This window comes from Nocardioides salarius (genome assembly GCF_016907435.1).
Taxonomy (GTDB): domain Bacteria; phylum Actinomycetota; class Actinomycetes; order Propionibacteriales; family Nocardioidaceae; genus Nocardioides; species Nocardioides salarius.
In genome coordinates this window covers 690,603-709,481 of record NZ_JAFBBZ010000001.1, presented here as the reverse complement: position 1 = coordinate 709,481, position 18,879 = coordinate 690,603, and the positions used below count along the sequence as shown (strand labels likewise).

At 74.2% G+C, this 18,879-nt stretch carries 15 protein-coding genes and 1 pseudogene; 10 read left to right on the top strand and 6 right to left on the bottom strand.

All coding sequences use genetic code 11. The features are described from left to right. Positions 1–160 precede the first annotated feature (160 nt). Positions 161–1,099, top strand: a pseudogene (locus tag JOE61_RS03460) (glycosyltransferase); the annotation flags it as partial. A 53-nt stretch (positions 1,100–1,152) separates the two neighbouring features. Here JOE61_RS03460 and JOE61_RS21475 read toward each other — a convergent pair. Together JOE61_RS21475 and JOE61_RS03455 are read right to left on the bottom strand one after the other, a co-directional pair. Continuing rightward, positions 1,153–2,280 (bottom strand): LOG family protein, encoded by a 1,128-nt coding sequence (locus tag JOE61_RS21475; RefSeq protein ID WP_307822783.1) that lies wholly within the window; start codon positions 2,278–2,280, stop codon positions 1,153–1,155. 9 nt (positions 2,281–2,289) lie between these two features. Then, positions 2,290–3,213: a LysR family transcriptional regulator gene (locus JOE61_RS03455; protein WP_193667975.1), complete on the bottom strand. Its 924-nt coding sequence runs from the start codon at positions 3,211–3,213 to the stop codon at positions 2,290–2,292. 73 nt (positions 3,214–3,286) lie between these two features. On the opposite strand from JOE61_RS03455, the gene JOE61_RS22385 reads away from it, so the two are divergent. The 4 genes from JOE61_RS22385 to JOE61_RS03435 are packed head-to-tail and all read left to right on the top strand — an operon-like array spanning position 3,287 to position 9,226. Next, positions 3,287–5,341, top strand: coding sequence for an oxidoreductase (locus JOE61_RS22385; protein WP_193667976.1), 2,055 nt, complete (start codon positions 3,287–3,289; stop codon positions 5,339–5,341). Between the two features lie 22 nt (positions 5,342–5,363). Continuing rightward, entirely contained in the window at positions 5,364–6,665 is a 1,302-nt protein-coding gene (locus JOE61_RS03445; RefSeq protein ID WP_193667977.1) for an aromatic ring-hydroxylating oxygenase subunit alpha, read from the top strand. Next, positions 6,662–7,867 (top strand): FAD-binding oxidoreductase, encoded by a 1,206-nt coding sequence (locus tag JOE61_RS03440; RefSeq protein ID WP_193667978.1) that lies wholly within the window; start codon positions 6,662–6,664, stop codon positions 7,865–7,867. The genes JOE61_RS03445 and JOE61_RS03440 overlap by 4 nt, the downstream gene beginning before the upstream one ends. A 27-nt stretch (positions 7,868–7,894) precedes the next feature. Further along, positions 7,895–9,226 carry an NAD(P)/FAD-dependent oxidoreductase gene (locus tag JOE61_RS03435; RefSeq protein WP_204797133.1) on the top strand — a complete coding sequence of 444 codons (1,332 nt, stop codon included), beginning with the start codon at positions 7,895–7,897 and terminating at the stop codon, positions 9,224–9,226. 29 nt (positions 9,227–9,255) lie between these two features. On the opposite strand, the gene JOE61_RS22015 is transcribed toward JOE61_RS03435, so the two are convergent. The 4 genes from JOE61_RS22015 to JOE61_RS03415 form a co-directional block, all read right to left on the bottom strand. Further along, a complete protein-coding gene (locus tag JOE61_RS22015; RefSeq protein WP_193667979.1) occupies positions 9,256–10,185 on the bottom strand; it encodes a serine protein kinase RIO in 930 nt (309 codons plus the stop codon). A 280-nt stretch (positions 10,186–10,465) separates the two neighbouring features. Beyond that, a complete protein-coding gene (gene ddaH / locus JOE61_RS03425; protein ID WP_193667980.1) occupies positions 10,466–11,242 on the bottom strand; it encodes a dimethylargininase in 777 nt (258 codons plus the stop codon). 26 nt (positions 11,243–11,268) lie between these two features. Then, positions 11,269–12,705 (bottom strand): NAD(P)/FAD-dependent oxidoreductase, encoded by a 1,437-nt coding sequence (locus JOE61_RS03420; protein WP_193667981.1) that lies wholly within the window; start codon positions 12,703–12,705, stop codon positions 11,269–11,271. Continuing rightward, positions 12,690–13,163, bottom strand: a complete 474-nt coding sequence (locus JOE61_RS03415) for an Lrp/AsnC family transcriptional regulator (protein ID WP_193667982.1) — start codon at positions 13,161–13,163, stop codon at positions 12,690–12,692. Before JOE61_RS03415 ends, JOE61_RS03420 begins: the two co-directional genes overlap by 16 nt. Positions 13,164–13,319: 156 nt before the next feature. On the opposite strand from JOE61_RS03415, the gene JOE61_RS03410 reads away from it, so the two are divergent. The 5 genes from JOE61_RS03410 to JOE61_RS03390 are packed head-to-tail and all read left to right on the top strand — an operon-like array spanning position 13,320 to position 18,834. After that, positions 13,320–14,513, top strand: a complete 1,194-nt coding sequence (locus JOE61_RS03410) for a polyamine ABC transporter substrate-binding protein (RefSeq protein ID WP_193667983.1) — start codon at positions 13,320–13,322, stop codon at positions 14,511–14,513. After that, complete coding sequence (locus JOE61_RS03405; RefSeq protein ID WP_193667984.1) at positions 14,497–15,678, top strand: ABC transporter ATP-binding protein; 1,182 nt, start codon at positions 14,497–14,499, stop codon at positions 15,676–15,678. The genes JOE61_RS03410 and JOE61_RS03405 overlap by 17 nt, the downstream gene beginning before the upstream one ends. Further along, positions 15,678–16,610 (top strand): ABC transporter permease, encoded by a 933-nt coding sequence (locus JOE61_RS03400; protein WP_193667985.1) that lies wholly within the window; start codon positions 15,678–15,680, stop codon positions 16,608–16,610. Before JOE61_RS03405 ends, JOE61_RS03400 begins: the two co-directional genes overlap by 1 nt. After that, positions 16,607–17,410 carry an ABC transporter permease gene (locus JOE61_RS03395; RefSeq protein ID WP_307822782.1) on the top strand — a complete coding sequence of 268 codons (804 nt, stop codon included), beginning with the start codon at positions 16,607–16,609 and terminating at the stop codon, positions 17,408–17,410. Before JOE61_RS03400 ends, JOE61_RS03395 begins: the two co-directional genes overlap by 4 nt. Further along, entirely contained in the window at positions 17,407–18,834 is a 1,428-nt protein-coding gene (locus JOE61_RS03390; protein ID WP_204797132.1) for an NAD(P)/FAD-dependent oxidoreductase, read from the top strand. The genes JOE61_RS03395 and JOE61_RS03390 overlap by 4 nt, the downstream gene beginning before the upstream one ends. Positions 18,835–18,879: the final 45 nt, after the last annotated feature.

Sequence of the window (18,879 nt, the reverse complement as noted above, 5' to 3'; positions counted from 1 at the left end):
CGCCCCACCGGCGGCCGGGCCAGTTGGCGTGCTGTTCACCCGATCGTCCACCGCCGCGCCCCGCGTGCTCGCCGCCCGCTGGCGCGCGGGGAGGAGCGTGTGCCCATGAGCCAGCCCCAGCCCGCGCCCCGCCGCCGCGCCGCGCCGGGACCGGCTGCGTGTGCTGGTGGTCGCCGAGTCCTTCGAGCCCGGCTCGGGCAGCGTGCCGCGGGTGCTGGCGCACCTGGCCGCGGAGGGGCACGAGGCCCTGCTGGTCACCCACGCCGGCCCCACGACGTACGCCGGCTTCCCGGTGCGCCGGGTCAGCAGCTGGCCCGCCGCGCCCAGGCTGCGGGGCACGATGCGGCGCTTCGGGCCCGACGTGGTGCACGTCGCCGGTCACGGCCGGCTGGGCCGCCGCGCTGTGCCGGTCGCCGCGAGCCTGGGGGTGCCGGTCGTGCTCGACGTGGGGCCGACCGGCCCCACGGGGGAGAGCGGCCCGCCGCCGCGGGTGCTCGAGCAGGTCGACCGGGTGCTCGCCGGGTCGGCGGCGGCGCTGCGCGACCTGCAGGCCCACGGTCTCGAACGGCTGGCGCTGTGGCCCTGCGGGGTCGACCTGACGGCCTTCCACCCCAGCCGCCGCAGCGAGTCGTGGCGTGGCTCGCTGGCCCCCGACGGCCAGCGGCTGGTGGGGCACGTGGGTCCGCTGGAGCGCGTCGAGGAGGTCGACCTGCTGACCGGTCTCGACCGCGACGAGCGCTACCGGCTCGTGCTGGTGGGCAGCGGCCCCGACGAGGCCCGGTTGCGCCGGCTGCTCCCGCACGCGCACTTCCTGGGCGACCTGCGCGGCGAGGCCCTCGCGGCGGCGTACGCCTCGCTCGACGTGCTGGTGCACACCGCTCGCCGCGAGACCTGCGGGCGTCTCGTGCGCGCCGGGCTGGAGGCGTTGGCCTCGGGCGTCCCGGTGGTCGCGCCCCGCAACGGCGTGGCCGAGGACCTGGTCGACGAGGGCAGCGCCGGGCTGCTCTTCGAGCCGGGTGACGCCGCCGACCTCGAGGCCTGCGTGGCCCGGCTGCTGCACGACGACCTCGCGCTGCGCCGCACCGCGCTGGCCGCGCGCCGCAGCGTGCGGCACCGCTCGTGGCGCGCGCTCGACGAGGCCCTGGTCGGGCACTACCGCGACGTGGTCACGACCTCCAGCGCCTCCTCGACGGTGTCGACCAGGTGCACGTGCGGCTCCATGGCCCGCCCCGCGGCGAGCGCCTGCAGCAGCGGCCAGGCCGGCAGCTCGACGCTCCAGTGCTCGCGCCCGACGAGCACCATCGGCGCCACCGACGACTCGTCGGCGTAGTAGTTCTCGCAGGCGTCCTGGAAGATCTCCTGCACCGTGCCTCCGGCGCCGGGCAGGAAGACGATGCCGGCGTCGCACACCTCGAGCAGGATCGCCTCGCGGGTGGCGTTGCGGAAGTACTTCGCGATCGCGGTGGCGAAGATGTTGGGCGGCTCGTGGCCGTAGTGCCAGGTCGGGATCCCGAGGTTGGCGACGGGGCCGCCGTCGGCGCCGGAGGGGTCGAGGGCGGCGAGGGCGTCGAAGGCCGAGAGCACCCACGCGTCGACCGAGGGCCGGTACGACGGCACCGCCGCCAGCATCCGCAGCGCCTCCGCGAGCACCGCGTCGTCGCGGGAGGAGAGCCGGGCCCCGAGGTTCGCGGCCTCCATCGCCCCGGGCCCGCCGCCGGTGGCGACGGTCAGCCCGGCCGAGCCCAGCCGGTGCCCCAGCGCGGCGGCGTCGGCGAAGAGCGGCGTGCCCCGGGAGGCGGCGTGACCACCCATCACGCCGACGACGCGGCGGTCCTGGCGCCAGCGGTCCAGTGCCAGGTCGATGGCGTGGTCGTGCAGGGTGCGGGCCAGCGGCACCTCGGCGGAGACCTCGGCGCCGTCGATCGCACCCGGCTTGGACCAGGCGTAGGCGCGGCCGTCGAGGGAGTCGCTCCAGCGCAGCGCGTCGAAGAGCTCCCGGGCGTCGTAGAGCTCGTGGCGGTAGACGTCGACCGGCACGTCGGGGATGCGGGGGAGCACCACCGCGCCGGCGGCCTCGGCACGCTCGGCGTCACCTTCGGCGAAGCGGCAGCCCAGGAAGGTGGCTCCCGCGAGCCGGCAGCGGCCCAGTTCGGCGCCGCGCTCGCTGAGGTCGACCGAGCGCACCCGCCAGCCCGAGAGGGTGCGGGCCCCGGCGCGCAGCCGGTGGTCGAGCTCGTCGAGGGTGGTGATGTCGACGGTGCGTCCGCGGGTGTGCCTCACCGCGGCAACCTAGCCGACCGGCCGCTCCCGGCCCACCGCGGCGGCCAGGCGCTGCAGCTCGGCGAGCGCCAGCGCGATCTCGGGCTGCGCCGCGGTGCCGCGGCGCACCGCCGTGCGCAGGTGTCGCACCGGGGTGGCCACCCCGCGCAGCGGCACCCGCACGAGGTCCTCGTCGGGCGGGAGCCGGGCCAGCCGGGGCACCAGCGCGACCCCGAAGCCGGCAGCGACCAGCGCCGCCCCGGTGTCCCACTCGACCACCTCGTGGACCTGGTGCGGGGTGAAGCCCGCCGCCGCGCAGGCCGTGGTCACCATCTGGTGGTGCGGCCTCCCGGGCCGGTCCATGATCCAGGGCTCCCGGGCCAGCTCGGTCAGGGAGACCCACGAGCGGCCGGCCAGCCGGTGCCCGGTCGGCACGAGCAGGTCGAGGGTGTCGGCCAGCAGTGGGTGCTGCTCGAAGCGGGCGTCGTCGGTGGGCGGCAGCAGGTCGGTGACCACGACCACCACGAGGTCCACCCGGTCGGCCACGAGCATCTCGAAGCAGACCTGGGGGTCGGCCTCGGTGATGCGCACCGTCGAGCGGGGGAAGCGCCGCGACACCTCGGCGGCGACCGCCGGCAGCAGGGCCGAGGCGGCCGTGGAGAAGCCGGCGAGGCGCAGCTGGCCGGTCCCGGTGCTCGAGCTGCTCTGCACCTCGGTGTGGATCTCCTCCCACAGGGCGAAGAGGTCGTCGCAGCGGCCGAGCAGGGTCAGCGCCGCCGGGGTCAGCCGGACCCGACGCCCGTCCGGCTCGAGCAGGGCCACTCCGAGGTCGCGGGACAGGGTGCGCATCTGGTGCGAGACGGCCGAGGCGGTGTAGCCGAGGTGCTCGGCCGCGGCCGAGACGGTGCCCCGGTCGGCCACGACCCGCAGCACCTTGAGGCGACGATCGATCATGTGACCAGATTGCACGATCAGCGGCGAAATCGTGCGCTTTTCTTTCATCGAGCGTGACCCACACCATGGTGACGTGCACCAGGTGGACCCGCTTCTCGAGGCGTACCGGCTCCGCGGCACCACCTTGCGCAACCGCGTCGTCAGCACCTCCCACGAGCCCGCCTACACCGAGGACGGGATGCCCAAGGACCGCTACCGGCTCTACCACCTCGAGAAGGCCCGCGGCGGTGTCGGGCTGACGATGATCGGCGGGTCGGCCGTCGTCTCGCCGGACAGCCCCCCGGCCTTCGGCAACATGCTGCTCTACCGCGACGAGGTCGTCGGGTGGCTGCGCCGGCTCTGCGACGACGTGCACGAGGCCGGTGCGGCCGTGATGTGCCAGGTCACCCACCTGGGGCGGCGCACCAGCAGCGCCAGCGGCGACTGGCTGCCGCTGGTCTACCCCTCCCGCCTGCGCGAGCCGCAGCACCGCTCGTTCCCCAAGGTCGCCGAGGCCTGGGACGTCGACCGGATCGTGCGCGACTACGCCGACGCGGCGGCCCGGTGCCAGGCGGCCGGCCTCGACGGCATCGAGATCGAGTCCTACAGCCACCTCTTCGACGCCTGGGCGTCCCCGGCCACCAACCTGCGCACCGACGCCTTCGGCGGCGACCCCGAGGCGCGCCTGGTCTTCCCGCTGCGCGTGCTCGACGCCGTACGCCGCGCGGTGGGGCCCGACTTCGTGGTCGGCCTGCGGATGGCGATGGACGAGGACCTGCCCGACGGGCTGGGGCTCGAGGACACGCTCCCGATCGCGCGGCGCTACCTCGAGCACGGCGTCGACTTCCTCTCCGTCATCAAGGGTGGCCTCGACAGCGACGCCCGGCTGGCGGCGACCATCCCGTCGATGGGCACCCCGTCGGCGCCCTTCCTCGAGCTCGCCGGCACCGTGCGCCGCGCGCTCGGGGTCCCGGTGATGCACGCGGCGCGCATCGGCGACGTCGCGACGGCACGCCACGCGATCCGCGACGGCCTGCTCGACCTCGTCGGGATGACCCGGCCGCAGATCGCCGACCCGCACCTGGTCGCCAAGGTCGCCCGCGGCGAGGAGGACCGGGTGCGCCCGTGCGTGGGCGCCAGCTTCTGCCTCGACGCGATCTACGAGTCGGGCGACGCCAAGTGCGTGCACAACCCCGCGACCGGTCGCGAGCAGTCGCTGCCGCACGTCATCGTCCCCACGCCGGGCCGTCGCCGGCGCGCGGTCGTCGTGGGCGCCGGGCCGGGCGGCCTCGAGGCCGCCCGGGTGCTCGGCGAGCGCGGCCACGACGTGGTGCTCCTCGAGGCGGCCGACCGCCCCGGCGGCCAGCTGCTGCTGGCCGCCTCCACGCTGCGCCGCCGCGACCTGGTCGGGATCGTCGACTGGCGCGTCGCCGAGCTCAAGCACAGCGGCGTCGAGGTCCGCTACGGCGTGTACGCCGACGCCGCCACGGTCCTGGCCGAGCAGCCCGACCTGGTCGTCGTCGCGACCGGCGGGGTGCCGGACCGCTCGGTGGCCGGGGGCGGCGAGGAGCTCGTGCTCGACACCTGGGACGTGCTCGGAGGCGCGGGGCCGCGCCCGGGTGAACGGGTGCTGGTCTACGACGACCACGGCGGTGAGCCGGCTCTCGACGCCGCCGAGCACCTGGCCCGCCGCGGGGCCCGGGTCGAGCTGGTCACGCCGGAGCGGATGGTCGGCATCTCGGTCGGCGCCATGAACAGTCCCGCCTACCTGCGGGCCTTCGCCGAGCACGGGGTGGCGCTCTCGGTGGCCCGCCGGCTGCGCTCGGTGCGGCGCGCTGCGCCCGACCAGGACGCCCGGCTGGTGGCGGTGCTCGGCAGCGACTACGCGGGCGTGGTCGAGGAGCGCCTGGTCGACCACGTGGTCGTCGAGCACGGCACCGTGCCCAACGACGAGCTCTACCTCGACCTGGTGCCCGGCTCGCGCAACCTCGGCGAGGTCGACCACCCGGCCCTGCTCGCGGGGCGGGCCCAGGAGGTCGCCACCCACCCCGACGGCGCCTACCAGCTCTTCCGCATCGGCGACGCGGTCGCGAGCCGCTCCATCCACGCCGCCATCTACGACGCGCTGCGACTGTGCGTCACCGTCTGACCCGCCCGCGCAGGAGGAACCGATGACGATCACCCGCCCGGCCCCCGACCTCCGTCCCGCCCGCCCAGCGCGTCCAGCGGGATCCGACGCGGCCCGGCTGCTGGAGCTCCTCGACTCCCGCCCGCCGGCGCACTCGCTGCCCGGCCCCTGCTACACCGACCCCGCGCTGCACGAGGCCGACCTGAGCCTGGTCTGGCAGCGGCAGTGGCTCTTCGTCGGCACGGTCGCCGAGGTGCCCGAGGCCGGCGACTTCCTCACCGTCGACATCGGCACCGCCTCCGTGGTGGTGCTGCGCGACGACGACGAGCAGGTGCGGGCGCTGCGCAACGTGTGCCGGCACCGCGGCTCGCGGCTGGTCACCGGCTCCCACGGCTGCGTGGGCAACATCGTGTGCGGCTACCACCACTGGACCTACGGCACCGACGGTCGGCTGCTGCACGCCCCGCAGCTGCCGCCGACCACCGACACCGGGGCGCTGGGCCTGCGTCCGGTGCACCTGCGCGAGGTGGCCGGCCTGCTCTTCGTGTGCCTGGCCGACGACCCGCCCGCCGACATCGAGCACGTCGCGCGCGTCGTGGCGCCGTACGTCGCCCCGCACCAGCTGGGCCGCACCAAGGTGGCCGCCCAGGTCGACCTCGTCGAGGACGGCAACTGGAAGCTCACCATGGAGAACAACCGCGAGTGCTACCACTGCGACGGCCACCCCGAGCTGCGCTGCACGTTCTTCCCGACCTGGGGGCTGAGCGACGACCAGGTCCCCGAGCGGATGCGCGCCGACCACGACCGCTACCTCGCTGCCCTGGCCGACCTCGAGCGGCGCAGCGACGAGCTCGGGCTGCCGCACGGCCTCGTCGAGGACCTCGTCGATCGGCCCCTGGGCTTCCGGGTCCAGCGCGAGCCGCTCGACGGCGCGGGGGAGTCCTTCAGCCCCGACGGCACGCGGCTGGTCCGCCGGCTGCTCGGCGACCTCCCCGAGGCACGGCTGGGCCGCCTGGGGCTGCACACCCAGCCGAACGCCTGGTTCCACTTCCAGGCCGACCACGTGGTGACGTTCGCGGCGCTGCCGCTCGCGGTCGACCGCACGCTGGTGCGCACCACGTGGCTGGTGCACGAGGACGCGGTCGAGGGCGTGGACTACGAGGTCGACGAGCTCACCGCGACCTGGCGCGCGACCAACGAGCAGGACGCCGCGTTCGTCGCCGGCACCCAGTCCGGGGTCGCCGACCCGGGCTACCTGCCCGGTCCCTACTCCGAGGCGGAGGAGCAGGTCGAGGCGTTCGTGGCCTGGTACGACGCCCGTGTGCGCGAGGCGGTCGCGCGATGAGCGAGGTGCAGCCCGCCCCGCGGGCCCACGAGGTGCAGGTCGGGCCGGCGGGCCCGTCGCTGCGGGTGGTGCCCGACACGTGGCGGCCGGTGCGGCCGCTGGGCGAGGGGGTCCTGGCCGACCCGGCCCAGGGGGAGGGCTTCGACACCGAGCTGGTGCTGCGGGCCCGGGTGCAGGAGACCCACGACGTGGTGTCGCTGGTCCTCGAGCCGGCCAGCTCGAACGCCTTCGCGTTCCGCCCCGGCCAGTTCCTGACCCTCGGCGTCGACGTCGACGGCCAGCGGGTCGAGCGCTGCTACACCATCTCGTCGCCGCCGACCCGCCCACACCTGCTCCGGGTCACCGTCAAGCGGGTCGAGGGCGGAGGGCTGTCGCCCTACCTGCACGACCGGCTCGCGGTCGGCGACCGGCTGCACGCGGCCGGGCCGCTCGGCGGGTTCACCGTCACCGAGCACCCCGCCGCCCGCTACCTGCTGCTCTCGGCCGGCAGCGGCATCACCCCGACGCTCGCGACCCTGCGCACGATGTCCGACCTGGCCGAGCTCGAGGACGGTGCGCTCGACGTCGTGGTGGTGCACAGCGCCCGCACCCCCGACGACCTGGTCGGACGCGACGAGCTCGAGCACCTGGCCGCCGCGCACGAGGGGCTGCGGGTGGTGTGGGTGTGCGAGGACGACCCGCCGGGCCGCCCGGGCGCCTGGACCGGCTGGCGGGGCCGCCTCGACGCCGAGATCCTGCTCGCGGCCGTGCCCGACGCGACCGGGCGCGAGGTGCTGACCTGCGGGCCGCCCGGCTACATGGCCGGTGTGCGGGCCGTGCTGGCCGAGGTCGGTGCCGACCCGGCGTGCTGCCACGAGGAGAGCTTCGTGCTGGGCGCCCCGGGTGCGCCCGCCGCGCACGAGGCCGCTCCGGCACGGGAGAGCGTGCCCGAGGTCGTGCCCGGGGCACGGGTGCGCTTCGGGCGCAGCGACCGCGAGGTCGTGTGCCCCCCGGGCACCACGGTGCTGGCGGCCGCCCAGCAGGCCGGCGTACGCCTGCCGTCGTCGTGCTCGGCCGGCCTCTGCGGCACCTGCAAGTCGACCCTGCTCGCGGGCCGGGTCGACATGGTGCACCAGGGCGGCATCCGGCCCCGCGAGATCGCGCAGGACAAGTTCCTGCCCTGCTGCTCGACCCCCGACGGCGACATCGTCGTCGACGCCTGACCCCGCCGACCCCAGAGGGAGAGACCTGTGACCACCACCCTGACCGCCGACGCGGTCGTCGTCGGCTCGGGGGTGATCGGCTCGGCCGTCGCCCTCGAGCTCGCCCGCGCCGGACGCGACGTGCTCGTCCTCGACAAGGCGGGTGGTCCCGGGCACGGCTCGACCTGCGCCTCGAGCGCGGTCATCCGCTTCCTCTACTCGACCTACGACACGGTCGCGACGTCGTGGGAGGCCAAGTTCATGTGGGAGCAGTGGGCCGAGCACCTGGGGCTGCCCGGCCGCGAGCCGCTGACCGACCCGCCGGTGCTCTCGCGCTTCCACCGCACCGGGATGCTGCACCTCGACGTGCCGGCCGTGCCGTGGACCGAGGGGATGCGTCTGCTGGAGTCGGCCGGGGTGCCCTGCGAGCACCTGGGCCCCGACGAGCTCGCGGCGCGCTTCCCGCACCTCGACACCGGCGCCTACTGGCCCAACAAGCCGGTCGCCGACGACGCGTTCTGGGACGACGCCGAGGCCCGGCTCGGCGCGATCCACACCCCCGACGCCGGCTACATGGACGACCCGCGCCTGGCCGCCGACAACCTGGCGTACGCCGCTCGGCTGCACGGAGCACGCACGACCTACCGGGCGCAGGTGGTCGCGGCCGAGCGCCGCGGCTCGCTGTGGCACCTCGCGCTGGCCGACGGGCGGCGCGTCGAGGCGCCGGTCGTGGTCAACGCCGCCGGTCCCTGGTCGGGCGCGTTCAACCGGATGGCGGGGGTCGGGGCGGAGTTCACCGTCGGCGTCCGGCCGCTGCGCCAGGAGGTGCACCAGGTGGCCCAGCCGGTGGGCTACGGCACGGAGGAGGCACCCGGCCCGGGGGTCTTCGACATCGACCTCGGCACCTACATGCGCCCCGGCCCGCAGCAGGCGTGGGTGATCGGCGGCACCGAGCCCGAGTGCGACCCCTTCGACTGGATCGAGGACCCCGACGCCGTCGACGACCACGTCTCGCTGGCGCGCTACGAGTCGCAGGTGACCCGGGCCGCGCGCCGCCTGCCCGAGCTGCGGGTGCCCAACCGGCCCTCGGGGGTCGTCGGCGTCTACGACGTGGCCGACGACTGGACACCGATCTACGACCGCACCGACGCCGACGGCTTCTACGTCGCCATGGGCACCAGCGGCAACCAGTTCAAGAACGCTCCGGTCGCCGGCCGCTTCCTGGCCGCGATCATCGCGGCGGTCGAGGACGGCGGCGTCGACCACGACCGCGACCCGGTCGTCCACCGCGGCGCGCACACCGGGCTCGACATCGACCTGGCGGCGTTCTCCCGCATCCGGGCGGTGAACGCCGCCAGCACCCGCACCGTGCTCGGGTAGGCCTCGGGTAGTCGTTGCGCTCGGCGCGCTCAGAACGCGTGCGCCACCAGGTCGGCGAAGAGGTCGTGCTCGTCGACGTCGAGCCCGCGGGCACGGAACCAGGTGGCCATGTTGCGGCAGTCGCGCAGCAGGAAGTCCATCCCGTTGACGTTGCCGACCAGGTCGACCACCTGCGGGAGGTCGATGACCACCAGCCGCTCGCCGGCGGCCAGCACGTTGTACGGCGACAGGTCGCCGTGCACGATGCCCTCCTGCACCATCAGCGCCATCGCCTCGCGCACCTGCTCCCACCACGACGCCAGCAGCCGCGGCGACGGACGGGCCTGGGCCAGGCGGGGCGCGGTCTCGGGGCCGTGCTCGCCCTCGACGGTGATCCACTCCATCAGCAGCTCGGTGCCGTCGACCTGCACGGGGTAGGGGACCGCGAGCCCGAGGGTCCACAGCCGGGTCAGCGCCAGCCACTCGGCGGCCGCCCACTGGCCGGCCGCCACCTGGCGGCCGTAGTCGGTCTTCTTGGCCATCGCCCGGGCGTCGCGGGTGTTCCGCACCCGGCGGCCCTCGGTGTAGGCGCCGGAGCGGTGGAACGAGCGGTGCTCCTCGCCCCGGTAGCGCTTGGCGACCAGCACCACCGACTGCCCGTCGGCGCCCGGCACGAAGGACGGGTCGGTGTCGGGCACGGCGCGCTCCAGCAGGAACGCGTCGGCCTCCTTGCCGGTCTTGAGGATCCCCAGCTCGGTGTCGACGGCGGCCTGGCTGGTCACGACCCAGGCGGGTCGGGGCTCGGGCCCGCGCGAGAGCGGCTCGACCTCGAGCCAGGTCGACCAGCGCTGGTCGTCGTCGAGGTCGTCGAGCGGGCGGAAGTCGAAGCCGAGCCGGTCGGCGCCGTGGAGGGGCTCAGGGGTGGTGCGGTCCTGCGGGTGCTGGGTCTGCTGGGTCTGCTGGGAGACGTCGTACGTCACGGTGGGTGCTCCATCGGGAGAAGAGGGGGTGGTCTGCGGGCAGGCCAGGGACAGTCGTCGACATGTCACGCTCCTCTCGATGTCGCACGGCTCGTACGCCGTGCTGCTCCGGTCCAGGGTGGAGGTCCGGGTCGGCGCGCCGCAACGGATTTTCGCCTCCACCCCCGGCCAGGACCCCACGTCGCCGGTTCGTCGACCGGTTGACCAATGGGCGAGCGCGTTGATCAACCGATCGACGAACCGGGACGGCGGTCCCGGTGGCGGGCCCGCAGCGGCCGGCTCAGGCCGTCGGCGCCCCGCGCAGGCGCACCGACAGGCAGGTCACGCAGCCCTCGAGCTTCTCGTACTCGCTCATGTCGACGGCGACCACCCGCAGCCCGCGCTCCTCGAAGAGCGCCCTGGTGCGGGGAGCGCTGGTCGACATCAGCACCGTGGCCTCGTCGAGCAGCACCACGTGGGCGCCTGGCTCCTCGGGCACGGGCAGGTAGGACTCCCAGACCGAGGCGTCGTCGACGACCGGGTCCCAGCCCACGACGGTGCCGTCGGGCAGCGCGGTGACGGCCGACTTCAGGTGCAGCACCTTGGCCAGCGGTACGCCGACCACGTGCGCGCCCAGCGGGGCCAGCAGCGTCCGGAGCTGGTCGACGGCCCCGGGGGTGGTGCGCCCACCGAGCCCCACCCACACGGTGCCGTCGTGCTTGAGCACGTCTCCGCCGTCGAGGGTCTCGGGCGTCTCGATGCGGGCGATGCGGTAGCCGAGCCGGCGCAGTGCCTCCTCGGCCGCGGGCGTCTCGGGCTTGCGCTCGTCGGCGCCCGGGCGGGCGACGACGGCCAGGTCGTCGTAGACGACGACGGTGTCCTCGACGAAGACGGCGTCGGGGCACTCGTCGGCCGGGTCGACCTCGACGCTCTGCCAGCCGTGGTCGTGCAGCGCCTCGACGTACTCCTCCCACTGGCGCAGCGCCAGGTCGAGGTCGACGGGGGAGCGGTCGATGTGGGTCACGATGCCGTCGGCCAGGCGCGGGCCGGGGCGGCGGACCAGGGCGAGCTTCCTCATGGGTCCATCCTGCCCCTCGGCGCGGCTCAGCCGAGCAGCGGCGCGACGGCGCGCGCGACGAGGGAGGCGCGCCCGGTCAGCGACTCCTCGGCGTCGGCGAGGGTGGTCGCGCGCAGGCCGGCGTTGATGCCCAGCCAGCGCAGCGGCTCGGGCTCCCAGCGCGGCGAGCGGTGGCCCACCCAGGGCAGGCCGGTCAGGTCGGTGTCGTGGCCGAGCACGAGGTCGCGCAGGGTGCGCCCGGCCAGGTTGGTGGTGGCCACGCCGTCGCCGACGTACCCGCCCGCCCAGGCCAGTCCGCTGGCACGGTCCAGCCCCACCGAGGCGCACCAGTCGCGGGGGATGCCCAGCGGGCCGCCCCAGGCGTGGGTGACCCGCACCCCGGCCCCGCGGCCCAGCACCGGGAACAACTCGTGCAGGGTCGCCAGCAGCCGGGCGTGCACGCGCGGGTCGCGGTCGTGGCCGGGGCGGACCGCCGAGCCGAGGTGGTAGGGCGCGCCGCGGCCGCCGAAGACCAGGCGGCCGTCGGCGGTGCGCTGGCCGTAGACGATGAGGTGGCGGTGGTCGGTCAACGTCTCGCGCCGGGCCAGGCCGATCTCGTCCCAGGCCGCGTCGGGCAGCGGCTCGGTGGCGATCACCAGGGAGTAGACGGGCACGACGTCGCGCTCGTGCCCGGGCAGGCGCGGCGTGTAGCCCTCGGTGGCCCGCACGACCACGTCGGCGCGCACGACACCGTGCGGGGTCGTGCAGCGACCCGGCGCGATCGCGGTGACGGGGGTCCGCTCGAGCACCCGCACGCCGCGGCGCTCCACCGCCCGGGCCAGGCCGCGCACCAGCCGCGCCGGGTGCAGCGCCGCGCAGTCGGGCGTGTACGTCGCGCCGACGGTGCCGTCGGCCCGCACGACCTCCTCGGCACCGGCCCGGTCGAGCAGGCGCAGGTCGTCCTCGTCGCGACCCCAGGCACGGGCGTGCGCGACCTCGGCCCGGGCACGGGCCAGCTGGGCGGGGCCGCGGGCCAGGGTGATGGTGCCGCCCTTGGCGAGCTGGGCCTCGATGCCCTCCCCGGCCGCGGCCCGGGCGACCTCGTCGATGCTCGCCCGCATCGCGGCGTGCTGGGCCAGCGCCCCCTCGCGCCCGTGCGGTTGCCCGTCGGCGCGAGGCAGCGCTGCCAACATGCCGGGGGAGGCGGGGAAGAGCGCCGAGCACCAGCCGCCGTTGCGTCCCGACGCGCCGTACCCGGCCACCTCGGCCTCGAGCACCGCGATCCGCAGCGCCGGGTCGGCCTCGGCGAGGTAGTGCGCCGTCCACAGGCCGGTCAGGCCGGCGCCCACGACGGCCACGTCGACGTCGAGGTCGCCGTCCAGCGCGGCGCGCGGGGCCCAGTCGTCGTCGGCCGTGGCGTGCCACAGCGACAGCGACCCGTAGTCCTCGGCCGGGGAGGCGGGCGCGCTCAGCGCACACCCCACGAGTAGGTCTGCTTGCGCAGCTGGAGGTACATGAAGGTCTCGGTCGCCACGACGCCCTCGATGGTGCGGATCCGCTGCGAGATCAGCTCGAGCAGGCCCTCGTCGCTCTCGGCGACCACCTCGGCGAGCAGGTCGTAGGAGCCGGCGGTGATCACGACGTAGTCGACCTCGGCGATCTCGGCCAGCGCGTCGGCGACCGGCTCGAGGGGGCCGCTGACCCGGACCCCCACCATCGCCTGGCGGGCGAAGCCGAGCTCGAGCGGGTCGGTGACCGCCACGACCTGCATCACCCCGCCCTCGACGAGGCGCTGCACCCGCTGGCGCACGGCGGCCTCCGAGAGGCCCACGACCTTGCCGATGGCGGCGTACGAGCGACGTCCGTCCTGCTGGAGCTGCTCGATGATGGCCTTGGAGACGTCGTCGAGGGGCGTGGCGGGGCGCTCGCTGCGGGGGCTCATGGGAGGAACCTACCGGTCTGGTCGTCCCTGCCGGAAAGGTTCTCTGCAGATCGAGATCCGATGGATTTCGTTGCGATCATGTTTCTGATCGACGGAATCGCTTGTCGTCATGGTGTCGAAGTGGCACGATCCGACCCATCGGACGACAGGAGGGTCATGTCAGGAGAACGAGGACCTGGACGCCCGCCGGTCACGCGCCGGGGGCTGCTGCGCGGCGGGGGCGTGCTGGCGTTCGCCGGGCTCAGCGCCGCCGCCCTCAAGCTGCCGCTCTTCGAGGTCGCCGGCGCCCGGCAGGACCCCGCCGCCTGCGCCGCCGCCGACGTGTCCGAGGCCGAGCGCCGGCTGGTCATCTCGAACTGGCCGCAGTACATCGACCCGCGGCGCAAGGAGGAGGGCACCTTCCAGACCTTCCAGCGCCGCACCGGCATCGAGGTCGCCTACACCGACGACGTCAACGACAACGCCGAGTTCTACGCCAAGGTGCGCAACCAGCTCGGCAGCTGCCAGCCCATCGACCGCGACCTGGTGATGCTCACCGACTGGATGGCCGCCCGGATGATCGGGCTGGGCTGGGTCCAGCCCCTCGACCCCGACCGGGTCCCCAACCTGCACGCCAACCTCATCGACCCGCTGCGCGAGCGGCAGTGGGACCCCGACCTGACCTACCACGCGCCGTGGCAGACCGGCCTGACCGGCATCGCCTACAACGCCGCCAAGACCGGGGAGGTCGGCAGCTTCGAGGAGCTGTTGACCCGCTCCGACCTCAAGGGCCGCGTCACCCTGCTCACCGAGATGCGCGACACGATGTCGTTCCTGCTCGCCGTCACCGGCGCCGACCCCCGCGACTTCACCGACGACCAGTGGGGCGTGGCCATCGACCGGCTGCGCGAGGTGGTGGCCAGCGGCCAGGTGCGCGCCTTCACCGGCAACGACTACACCCAGGACCTCGCCGCCGGGAACATCTACGCCTGCGAGGCGTGGTCGGGCGACGTCATCCAGCTGCAGTTCGAGAACCCCGACATCAAGTTCGTCACGCCGGAGGAGGGGCTGGTGCTGTGGAGCGACAACATGCTGGTGCCCAACCTGGCCACCCACACCGCCAACGCCGAGCAGTGGATCGACTACTACTACGAGCCCGAGGTCGCCGCCAGGCTCGCCGCCTGGGTCAACTACATCTGCCCGGTCAGGGGTGCCCGCGAGGCCATGGAGCAGGTCGACCCGTCGCTGGTCGACAACGAGCTGATCTTCCCCAGCGACGAGGCGCTCGCGGCCACCTTCGACTTCATGCCGCTCGACGACCGCCAGACGACGCAGTACGAAGGAGAGTTCGCCGATGTCACAGGTGGCTGACCAGACCAGCGCCGGCCCGGGCGGGCCCCGCGACGGCGACCACGCGTCGTACGAGGGGCTGCGGCTGCGCGCGGTGACCAAGGAGTTCGCGACCTTCACCGCGGTGCGCGAGCTCGACCTCGACGTGCCGCGCGGCTCGTTCTTCGCGCTGCTGGGCCCCTCGGGCTGCGGCAAGACCACGACGCTGCGGATGGTGGCCGGGCTCGAGACGCCGACCTCCGGCTCGATCACGCTGGCCGGCGCCGACATCACCCACGCCAAGCCCTACCGGCGCCCGGTCAACACCGTCTTCCAGAGCTACGCGCTCTTCCCCCACCTCGACATCTACGAGAACGTCGCCTTCGGGCTGCGCCGGCGCCGCACCAAGGACGTCGACACCCAGGTGCGCGACATGCTCGACCTCGTCGAGCTCGGCAGCCAGGCCCGCAAGAAGCCGGTGCAGCTCTCCGGCGGCCAGCAGCAGCGCGTCGCGCTGGCCCGGGCGCTGATCAACAAGCCCGAGGTGCTGCTGCTCGACGAGCCGCTCGGCGCGCTCGACCTCAAGCTGCGCCGCGGGATGCAGATCGAGCTCAAGCGCATCCAGACCGAGGTGGGCCTGACCTTCGTGCACGTCACCCACGACCAGGAGGAGGCCATGACGATGGCCGACACGGTCGCGGTGATGAACGCGGGCGTCATCGAGCAGATGGGTGCTCCCGCGCAGCTCTACGAGAACCCGCGCTCGACCTTCGTGGCCAACTTCCTGGGCCAGTCCAACCTCATCGAGGGCAGCGTCGTACGCCGCGACGCCGACCTGACCACCGTCGACATGCACGGCATCGCGGTGTCGGTCCCGACCGCGCGCACCCACACCGACGGCGAGCGCGGCTGGATCGGGATCCGGCCCGAGAAGGTGCTGGTCGGCGAGCCGGGGGAGAGCCTCGACGCGCCCGGCAACACCATCCCCGGCGGGGTGGTCACCGACGTCAGCTTCGTCGGGGTCTCCACCCAGTACCTGGTGCGGATGCCCTGGGGCCAGGAGCTGCAGGTCTTCTCCCAGAACACCGGCCGCAGCCGGCTCTTCGCCACCGGCGAGCAGGTCGAGCTCTCGTGGCGCCCCGAGTACGCCTTCCTCCTCGACTTCTCGCAGGACGCCAGCGCCGGCGCCCAGCGGGGGAGCGCCTGATGGTCAGCGCGGCCCCGGTGACCGCGCCCTCGGCGGCCACGCCGCCGGGCCCCTCGCCGGCAGCACCCCGGGACGCCGCGACCGGGCGGCGGCGGGGCCTGACCGGCTACCTGCTCCTGCTGCCCGCGCTGGCCTGGCTGGCGCTGTTCTTCGTGGTGCCGTTCTACTCGCTGCTCGCGACCAGCCTCTACGACCCGGCGGGCTCGGACTTCCGCGGCTACGAGATGACCTACCACGTCAGCAACTACGTCGACGCGCTGCGCGAGTACTGGCAGCCGTTCGTGCGCTCGCTGGCCTACGGCGCCGTCGCGACGCTGATCTGCCTGGTGCTCGGCTACGTGCTGGCCTACGCCATCGCGTTCAAGGCCGGGCGCTGGAAGAACCTGATGCTGGTGCTGGTCATCGCCCCGTTCTTCACCAGCTTCCTGCTGCGCACCCTGTCGTGGAAGCTGATCCTGGCCGACGACGGCTTCGTGGTCGACGCGCTGCAGACGGTGCACCTGCTCGGCGACGACGGCCGGCTGCTGGCCACGCCGGTGGCGGTGGTGGCGGGGCTGACCTACAACTTCCTGCCGTTCATGGTGCTGCCGCTCTTCGCCAGCATCGACAAGATCGACCCGCGGCTGATCGAGGCCTCCTCCGACCTCTACGCCCACCCGTTCGTCGGGTTCTTCAAGGTCACCTGGCCGCTGTCGCTGCCCGGGGTCGTCTCCGGCACGCTGCTCACCTTCATCCCCGCGGTGGGCGACTACATCAACGCCCAGCTGCTGGGCAGCCCCAACCAGCGGATGATCGGCTCGGTCATCCAGAGCCAGTTCACCGACGCCAACGACTACCCCTCGGCCGCGGCGCTGTCGATGCTGCTGATGGTGATCATCGTGGTGATGGTCCTCTTCTACGTACGCCGCGCGGGCACGGAGGAGCTGCTGTGACCGCGCGCTGGATCCGCGAGCGGATCGTGCTGGTGCTCGGGCTGCTGGTGCTCGTCTACACCTTCGTGCCGATCGCGGTGGTGGTCCTGATGAGCTTCAACGCCCCCGCGAGCCGCAACGTCTACCGCTTCGACGCCTTCACCCTCGACAACTGGGCCAACCCGTGCGCCGCCGAGGGGATGTGCTCGGCGCTGGGCCGCTCGATCCAGATCGGGCTGCTGGCCACGCTGGTGGCCACGGTGCTGGGCACGCTGGCGGGCTTCGCGCTGGTGCGCCACGACTTCGCCGGCCGCTCGGCCTCCAACCTGCTGATCTTCCTGCCGATGGCCGCCCCCGAGATCGTGCTCGGCTCCTCGCTGCTGGCGCTCTTCGTCGCCTCGGGCTTCGCCGGCCAGCTCGGCTTCTGGACCATCCTGATCGCCCACATCATGTTCTGCCTGTCCTTCGTGGTGGTCACCATCCGCTCCCGGCTGGCCGGGATGGACGACACCCTCGAGCAGGCCGCGATGGACCTCTACGCGACACCCGTGCAGACCTTCCGCCGGGTCACCTTCCCGCTGGTCTTCCCCGGCATCCTGGGTGCGGCGCTGCTGAGCTTCTCGCTGTCCTTCGACGACTTCATCATCACCAACCTCAACGCCGGCACCACCACGACGTTCCCGATGTACGTGTGGGGCGCCGCCCAGCGCGGGGTGCCGATGCAGGTCAACGTGGTCGGCACGTTGATGTTCGTGGTCTCGGTGGCGATCGTGGTCAGCGTGGAGATGAACAACCGCCGGCGCACCAGGGCGCTGGTGTGACGGCAGCGGTCTCGCCGGGCCTGGTCGAGCGTGCCCTGGCCGACGCCGCGCCACGCACCTACTGGCTCGACGACCCCGACCGGCCCGCGCCGCTGTCGCCCCTGGCCGGTCGTGCCCGCGCCGACCTGGTCGTCGTCGGCGGCGGCTACACCGGGCTGTGGACCGCCCTGCTGGCCCGCGCCCGCCACCCCTCGGCCTCGGTGGTGCTGCTCGAGGCGGGGGAGTGCGGGGGCCAGGGCAGCGGGCGCAACGGCGGGTTCGCCGCCGCCAGCCTGACCCACGGCTTCGGCAACGGCCTCGAGCGCTGGCCCGAGGAGCTCGACCGGCTCGACCGGCTCGGGGCCGAGAACCTGCGCGAGATCGGGGCCAGCATCGCCGCGCTCGGCATCGACTGCGACTGGCGCGAGGTGGGCGAGCTGACGGTCGCCACCCGGGCCCACCACGTCGCCGAGCTGGAGGAGCTGGCCGCCGCGCTGGTCGAGCACGGTGGCGAGGCGAGCTGGCTGGACGCCGCCGAGGCACAGGCGCAGGTCGCGTCACCGACGTACCTCGGGGCGCTGAGCGAGCCCACCGGCCTGGCGCTCGTCGAGCCGGCCCGGCTGGCGTGGGGGCTGCGGCGGGCGTGCCTGGAGGCCGGCGTGGTCGTGCACGAGTCGACCAGGGTGGTCGGACTGGAGCGCTCCGGGGTCGGCGTCGAGCTGTCGACCCTGGGGCCGCAGGGGGCGGGGCGGGTGCGCGCGGGCCGGGTCGCGCTGGCCACCAACGCCTTCCCGCCGCTGCTCCGCCGGCTGCGGCTGATGACCGTGCCGGTCTACGACCACGTGCTGATGACCGAGCCGCTCACCCCCGACCAGCTGGCCTCCATCGGGTGGTCGGGGCGCCAGGGCGTCGGCGACGCGGCCAACCAGTTCCACTACTACCGGCTGACCCGCGACGACCGCATCCTGTGGGGCGGCTACGACGCCGTCTACCACTGGGGCAGCCGCATCGACGCCTCGCTCGAGCAGCGCGAGCAGACGCACCGGCTGCTGGCCGAGCACTTCCTCGAGACGTTCCCGCAGCTGGCCGGCATCCGGTTCACGCACCGCTGGGGCGGGGTCATCGACACCTGCACCCGCTTCTCGGCCTTCTTCGGCACCGCGGTCTCGGGCCGCGTCGGCTACGCGCTGGGCTACACCGGGCTCGGCGTGGGTGCCTCCCGGTTCGGCGCCCAGGTGGTGCTCGACCTCCTCGACGGCGCCGACACCGAGCGGACCCGGCTGCGGATGGTGCGCGAGCGCCCCCTGCCCTTCCCTCCCGAGCCGCTGCGCTCGGTCGGCATCAACCTGACCCGCTGGTCGCTCGACCGCGCCGACCGCCGCGGCGGCCGGCGCAACCTGTGGCTGCGCGGCCTCGACGCCGCCGGCCTCGGCTTCGACTCCTGACCCGGCCCAAACTTCCCCCCGACCCGGCCCGAACTTCCCCGCGAC